At 70.9% G+C, this 7,306-nt stretch carries 4 protein-coding genes; 3 read left to right on the top strand and 1 reads right to left on the bottom strand.

Annotated features, from left to right (window positions below; genetic code table 11):
- Window positions 1-565 precede the first annotated feature (565 nt).
- Window positions 566-4,126, top strand: coding sequence for a transcription-repair coupling factor (mfd, locus tag ACFWX1_RS05235; RefSeq protein WP_378384144.1), 3,561 nt, complete (start codon window positions 566-568; stop codon window positions 4,124-4,126).
- A 9-nt stretch (window positions 4,127-4,135) separates the two neighbouring features.
- Here mfd and ACFWX1_RS05230 read toward each other — a convergent pair whose 3' ends face one another.
- Window positions 4,136-4,552, bottom strand: a complete 417-nt coding sequence (locus tag ACFWX1_RS05230; protein WP_378384042.1) for a hypothetical protein — start codon at window positions 4,550-4,552, stop codon at window positions 4,136-4,138.
- A 200-nt stretch (window positions 4,553-4,752) separates the two neighbouring features.
- On the opposite strand from ACFWX1_RS05230, the gene ACFWX1_RS05225 reads away from it, so the two are divergent.
- A complete protein-coding gene (locus ACFWX1_RS05225) occupies window positions 4,753-5,748 on the top strand; it encodes a hypothetical protein (protein WP_378384040.1) in 996 nt (331 codons plus the stop codon).
- Entirely contained in the window at window positions 5,745-6,668 is a 924-nt protein-coding gene (locus ACFWX1_RS05220; protein ID WP_378384038.1) for a MazG family protein, read from the top strand. Before ACFWX1_RS05225 ends, ACFWX1_RS05220 begins: the two co-directional genes overlap by 4 nt.
- Window positions 6,669-7,306: the final 638 nt, after the last annotated feature.

Genomic DNA, 7,306 nt, shown 5'->3' with positions numbered 1-7,306 from the left:
GGGGGGGGGGGTGTGGGGGGGGGGGGGGGCCCCCCCCCCGCGGGGGGGCGGGGGGGGGGGGGGGGCCCGCGGGGGGCCCCCCGGGGGGGGGGGCCCCCCCCCCCGGGCCCCCCCCCGGCTTCCCGCTCCCGGTGACGTTTCGTGCGCACCAGTTGCCACAGCGGTGACGCTTGCCCCAGGCGTCACGTTCGCCGGGACTTCCCGAACGCTGTGAAGGGGCCCTTCAGCGCACTAGACGCCACGGACGCTCCCCTCACACCTCTATGTCCACAAAGGACACCCAGCGTCGCGTCTCGACCCGCGTCCGGTTCGGGGTTCGACACCGTCCCGGCCCGGGTTGTCCACAACCGCCTTCGTTGTCCACAGATTCCGCGCAGCACCCCGCCGAGGGGCCTGGAGCCGATAGACTGGCTGGAGGGGTGCCCCCGGGACGGGTGGGGGCTGACCACCCCGATGGAGCCACCCGGGAGCTCTGTCCACCAGGGCGGGAGACGGGGCGGGAGGTGGCGGTGATCGCCGCCTTGTCGGTGGCGGCACGTAGGCTGGAACAGTGACCGACGCTCCACTGTCCGGACTCCTCCACACCATCCTTCCCGACCCGGCCCTGCGCGGGGTGGCCGAGCGCGCCGGCGCTCCGCTGCTCGAGCTGCAGGGCCCGACGGCGGCACGCCAGCTCGTCGCGGCCGCGCTGGCCACCGGAGACGACGGAACGGCGGGCCGCCCCGTCCTCGCGGTGACCGCCACCGGCCGCGAGGCCGACGAGCTGACGGCTGCCCTCGGCGCGTTGCTCGGCGCCGACGCCGTGGCCGATTTCCCCTCGTGGGAGACGTTGCCGCACGAGCGGCTGTCCCCGCGCGCGGACACCGTCGGCCGCCGTCTCGAGGTGCTGCACCGCCTCGCCACCGGCGACGAGAAGCTCCGTGTCGTCGTCGCGACGGTGCGTAGCCTCATCCAGCCGATGGCGCCCGGCCTCGGCGCGCTCATGCCGATCGACCTCACCGTAGGCGAGGAACACGACTTCGAGGGCCTGCTCGACAGGCTGGTCGAGCTGGCCTACACGCGCGTCGACATGGTCGAGAAGCGCGGCGAGTTCGCCGTCCGCGGCGGCATCCTCGACCTGTTCGGGCCGACGGCGCAGCATCCCGTCCGCATCGAGTTCTGGGGCGACGAGGTCAGCGAGATCCGCGCGTTCGCGGTCTCCGACCAGCGCTCCCTGCCCGGCGAGATCCCGCACGTCAGCGCGCCGCCGTGCCGCGAGCTGCTGCTCACCGCACCGGTCAAGGCGAAGGCCGCCGAACTCGCGAAGACCTACGAGGCCGACGCGCATCTCGCCGAAATGCTCACCAAACTCTCCGACGGCATCCCGGTCGAAGGCATGGAGGCGCTCATCCCCGTCCTCTGCGAGGGCGAGCTGGAGCTGCTCACCGACGCGATGCCCGTCGGTACCCACGTCCTGCTGGCGGATCCGGAGAAAATCCGCGCCCGCGCCGCGGATCTCGTACGCACCGGCCAGGAATTCCTGGAAGCCTCCTGGACGACGGCGGCCGCGGGCGGCCAGGCCCCGATCGACCTCGGCGCCTCCGCCTACCGCGACCTCGCGGAGATCGCCAAGCACGCACAGGAGACCAAGCGCCCCTGGTGGACGCTCACTCAGCTGACCAGCGAAGACCCCGACGTCTACCGCGTCTCGATCGAGCCCGCGCCCGCCTACCGCGGCGAGCTGGAGCGCGCGATGACGGATCTGCGCGCCCATGTCGCCGCCGGCGGCACGGCCGTGCTGGTCGTCGCCGGGCAGGGCACCGCCGCGCGTGCCGTCGAGCAGCTGTCCACCGCCGACGTCCCCGCGACGCTGGCGGGTGAAGGGCTCACCGAGGCGCCCGCCGCGGGCGTCGTCACGGTCACCTGCGGTGGCCTCGCCGAGGGTTTCGTCTCCCCGGAACGCGCACTGGTCGTGCTGACCGAGGCGGATCTCACCGGCCGCGGCGCCACCGCCGGACAGTCCACAAAGGACCTCAACACCAAGATGCCGTCCCGGCGGCGCAACGCGGTCGACCCGCTCGCCCTCAAGACGGGCGACTACGTGGTGCACGACCAGCACGGCATCGGCCGCTTCGTCGAGATGGTGCAGCGCACCGTCGCCGGAGCGACCCGCGAGTACTTGCTGCTGGAGTACGCCTCCTCCAAACGCGGCCACCCCGGGGACAGGCTCTTCGTCCCCACCGACCAGCTCGACGAGGTCTCCCGCTACGTCGGCGGCGAGCTGCCCACGCTCAACAAGCTCGGCGGCTCCGACTGGAAGAACACCAAGGCCAAGGCCAAGAAGGCGGTCAAGGAGATCGCCGCCGAGCTGGTCCAGCTCTACGCCGCCCGCCAGGCCGCGCCCGGCCACGCGTTCGCCAGGGACACGCCGTGGCAGTCCGAGCTGGAGGACGCCTTCCCGTTCACCGAAACGACGGATCAGCTCGCCGCGATCGACGAGGTCAAGGGCGACATGGAACGCGGCGTCCCGATGGACCGCGTCATCTGCGGCGACGTCGGCTACGGCAAGACGGAGATCGCCGTGCGCGCCGCGTTCAAGGCGGTGCAGGACGGCAAACAGGTCGCCGTCCTCGTACCGACGACGCTGCTCGCCCAACAGCACCTCAGTACGTTCACCGAGCGGATGCGCTCGTTCCCGGTCACCATCAAGGGGCTCTCCCGGTTCACCAACAAGGCCGAGTCCGACGCGATCCTCGAACAGCTCGCCGCGGGCGAGGTCGACATCGTGATCGGCACGCACCGCCTGCTGCAGACCGGGATCCGGTACAAGGACCTCGGCCTCGTGATCGTCGACGAGGAACAGCGGTTCGGCGTCGAGCACAAGGAACACATCAAGGCGCTGCGTACCCACGTCGACGTGCTGACCATGTCCGCGACGCCGATCCCGCGCACGCTGGAGATGTCGCTCGCCGGCATCCGCGAGATGTCCACGATCCTCACCCCGCCCGAGGACCGGCACCCGATCCTGACCTACGTCGGCGCGTATGACGACAAGCAGGTCGGCGCCGCGATCCGCCGCGAGCTGCTGCGCGACGGTCAGGTTTTCTATGTCCACAACAGGGTTTCCTCGATCGAGAAGGCCGCGCGGCGCATCCGCGAGCTGGTGCCCGAGGCCCGCGTCGTCACCGCGCACGGCCAGATGAACGAGGAAAAGCTCGAAAAGATCATCCAGGGTTTCTGGGAGAACGAGTACGACGTCCTCGTGTGCACCACGATCGTCGAAACCGGCCTCGACATTTCGAACGCGAACACGCTGCTCGTCGAACGAGGCGACCTGCTCGGTCTCGCCCAGCTGCACCAGCTGCGCGGCCGGGTCGGCCGTGGTCGCGAGCGCGGATACGCGTACTTCCTGTACCCGCCGGAGGCGCCGCTCACCGAGACGGCGCACGACAGGCTCGCCACGATCGCGCAGAACACCGAACTCGGTGCGGGGATGGCCGTCGCGATGAAGGACCTGGAAATCCGCGGCGCGGGGAACATTCTCGGCGCCGAGCAGTCCGGGCACATCGCGGGTGTCGGCTTCGATCTGTACGTGCGGCTCGTCGGCGAAGCGGTCGACGCCTTCCGCAAGCACGCGGGCGCGGAGCCCACCGAAGAGGAGGAACTCGCCGAGGTCCGCGTCGACCTCCCGGTGGACGCCCATATCCCGCACGACTACGTGCCGGGCGAGCGGCTCCGGCTGGAGGCGTACCGCAAGATCGCCGCCGCGCCGGACACCGCGGGCCTCGACGCGGTCCGCGAGGAACTGATCGATCGCTACGGCCAGCCCCCCGCTCCGGTGCAGCGGCTGCTCTCGGTCGCCGCGTTCCGGCACACCTGCCGCGCCGCCGGTGTGACGGAGGTGGCCGTGCAGGGCAACACCATTCGGTTCGCGCCGTTGCCGCTACTGGATTCGCAATTGGTGCGGCTGAAGCGCCTTTATCCGAAGGCGATGTACAAGGCCGTCACGAATACCGTCTCGGTGCCGAAGCCGACCGAAGGTCCGGCCGGCGGCCGCATCGGCGCGCCGATGCTCCGCGACGACGCCTTGCTCGACTGGTGCACAAAACTGCTGACGCACCTGACGAAAACCCCGGCGCCGGCGTGATTCCCGGGATCAGGGGCTGAGCGTCACACCCTGGGTGACCGGCGGTTCCGATTCCGCCAGCCGGGTGTGCCGCTCCTCCTGCGGCACGGGCAGCGCGCCCGCGCCCGCCATCGGCAACGGCCGCGGCCCACGCGGAACCCGCGAGCCCGCACCGCCACCGCGGCCGGGGTAGATGAGCAGCCCGTGTTCGGGGTCCGGGACGGCGTCGAGCGCGGCCGTCACAGCCGGAAGACTCCGGAAACGGTCGCGTCGCGCGTCGGTGGCGAATTCGATTTCGAGGATTACGCCCCAGCGGTACTGGTGCCACGTCCAGTGTTCGGCGCCGTTCGTGATCGCGGCTTCCGTGAGGTTGTCGCCAAAGGACCGGCGCCAGGAACTCGCGGGGAACGCCCCGTCGAGCACCTCGATGGTGAGCCAGCGGTCCATGGAGCCGAGGCTACGCCGATGAAGACGGCCGCCCATCGGCCAAAAGGTCGAAGGGGAGCCCCGGCTGTCCCGTCCGGCGGCGCCGCCGGGGCGAGTCCCGTTTCCGGGACGGTCCGGACGTAACGGAAGGACACGACACGCACACCTGGATGCACGACACGGTTCTCGTCGCCGGTGTCGTATGAGAGGGTGTGCGTGTGATGCGGATCATGGGGCGCCCTCGCGGGCTGATCGCTGTCCTTGCCGGCGCGCTGCTGCTCTCCGGATGCGGCGCCGGGCCCAGCCAGGTCGGCGCGGCGGTGATCATCGGTGACCGGTCGACCTCGGTGGACCAGGTGCAGAGCCTGATCGACAAGGCCGTCCGCGAACAGCCGGTCGCACAGCAGCTGGCGAGCCAGCACAAGGTGGACCTCATCGGGCGCGAGGTGGTCCGTCAGCTCGTCGTGCACGAACTCGTCACCAGGGCCGCGAAGCAGGAGGGCCTGACCGTCGACGAGACGCAGGTCGCCAAGGCGATGCAGCGGGATCCGCTGGCAGGCCAGGCGAGCACGGAGGCGCAGGATCCCTCGGCCGCCGTGACCGACGTGGTCAACCGCGTCCGCGACCACCGTGAGGCGCTCACCGACAATCTCCTGCTCGGGGAGCTCGCGCTGAAGTACCTGCCGAAGATGGCGACCACGGCGGACTTCGCACTCCCCGTCGTCGATCGTGACATGACGGCGGACGCGGCTCGCGCGCGTGCCGTCGCGGTGGCCAAGGAAGTCGCCGCGAACCCGAGCGCCGCGGCCTCGGTCTTCATGCGGGAGAAGCAGGCGAACGGCACCAAGGCCGGTTCGGACAAGTTCGTCGCACTGCAGTACGCCGGGACTCCGCTGACGGCCCTGTTCGGGGTGCCGGTCGGGACCGTCATCGCGGTGCAGACGAGCCCGAGCAGCGTGACGGGCTGGGCCGTCCTGGTGGTGCGGCAGCGGGAAACCGACAAGCCCCAGTCCGTCGACCAGACCGTCCAGCCCACTCCCGCGCTGCTCGCGGCGTTCGGCCGCAGCCTGCTCGCCCCGTACTTCAGCCAGCTCGACCTGCGTATCAACCCGCGTTACGGCGTATGGGATGTTGTGAGCATGGATCTCGCGCCGACCGAGGCAGCCACCAAGGGGGTCGTCCTGTTCCCCCACGGTGCCGCCGCCGTGCAACAGTGACGACATCGGCCGTCGTGGTCGCCCGCGGGGCGACGCTCCCGGCAGCCGCTCTCCCGCTTCTGCGTTCCCAGCCCGTGTACGCGGCCTCGGACGTGGATCCCGCGACCTTCGGCGTGCCCTCGGTCGCCGAGGCGCCGAGTACGCGGGGCATCGTCCTGATCGCCGCGTCGCGGTCCGAACCGGTCGCGGCGTCACTGGTCGCGGCCGGGGCCCAGGTGCTCGAAACGCCGGTGCCGCCGCTGGTCGAGGCCGTCGAGGTGATGGATCGCCTGCGCTCGCCGGGCGGCTGCCCGTGGGACGCGGTGCAGACCCACGAGTCGCTGGTGCAGTACCTGGTCGAGGAAACCTACGAACTGCTCGACGCGATCGAGGAGGGTGACCGGACGGCGCTGCGTGAGGAACTCGGCGACGTGCTGCTCCAGGTGCTGTTCCACTCGCGCGTCGCCGCCGAGCACGGGGAAGACCCGTTCGGCATCGACGACGTCGCACGCGGACTGGTCGAGAAACTGGTCGGCCGGCATCCGCACGTGTTCGCCGACGCGACGCGGATCGAGACGGCCGAGCACCAGGAAGTCAAATGGGAAGAGCTGAAACAGGTCGAGAAGCGCCGTGAGTCCATTGTGGACGGCGTCGCCCTCGGCCAGCCCGCCGCCGCGCTCGCGGGCAAGCTCGGCCAGCGGACCGGACGGGCTGGCATCCCGCTCGACCTCTTCCCGCAGGGCACCGACGTCGCCGCGCAGCTCTTCCGCGCCGCCGCCACCGCCCGCCGCGCCGGGATCGACCCCGAGGGCGAACTGCGTGGGCTGGCGAAACAGTTCGCCAGGAATGTCCGCGCCGCCGAACAGGCCGCCCGCGCCGCCGGACTCGAACCGACGACCCTGGAAGCCGACGGCTGGCGCAAGTTCTGGCCCTCCGCCTGAGCGCCGGGCGTGCGCGCTGGATCTGGGCGCTGAAGGAATGAACGGAAGATTCAGGACACCCTGAGCCCCCCTACCCAACAGCCTACGAGCAGGGTCCGACAAACGACGGGCCAGCGAGGGGACCGGGAGCACCGAGGGACGCCCCCGGTGCGTTGGACGCACCGAGGGACGCCCTTGTCACACCCACCGCACCGAGGGACGCCCTTGTCACACCCACCGCACCGAGGGACGCCCTTGGTGCATCGGAGGACGCGCCCCCGCATGTCGCGAACGCGTCGCCGGGGACGCTGAACGTCTCGAACGGCCCGTTCGGGACGCCGGAGCCGAGTCTCCCGGTACACAGGCCAGGTCCCGAACGACGCGTAACGGACGTTGGGCGTCCCGAACGACGCGTTCAAGACATCGTGGACGTCCCGAACCGCTGGGCGAGGTGGTGTCCCGAACGACGCGTTCGAGACGTTGAGCGTCCGGAACGCGTCGGCCAGGACAACCCCCAGCAAGCCGGGCTGCTCTTCGGGCCCGCGAGCAAGGGACCTTTGCTACCGCCCCCCCCGCCACAGTCCACACAGGACAAAGCGTCGTGTAAGCCCACAAGAGGGAGGGCTCCGGCCCGCTCGCTGGGCGTGAGGCCGAGACTC

It is taken from the genome of Amycolatopsis sp. NPDC059021 (assembly GCF_042739895.1).
Classification (GTDB): domain Bacteria; phylum Actinomycetota; class Actinomycetes; order Mycobacteriales; family Pseudonocardiaceae; genus Amycolatopsis.
This window is presented reverse-complemented; position numbering and strand designations above follow the sequence as displayed.

Bases quoted from the DNA above. Each gene is read 5' to 3' on its own strand.
- ACFWX1_RS05225 (WP_378384040.1), top strand. From the start codon at position 4,753: ATGCGGATCATGGGGCGCCCTCGCGGGCTGATCGCTGTCCTTGCCGGC.
- ACFWX1_RS05230 (WP_378384042.1), bottom strand. From the start codon at position 4,552: ATGGACCGCTGGCTCACCATCGAGGTGCTCGACGGGGCGTTCCCCGCG.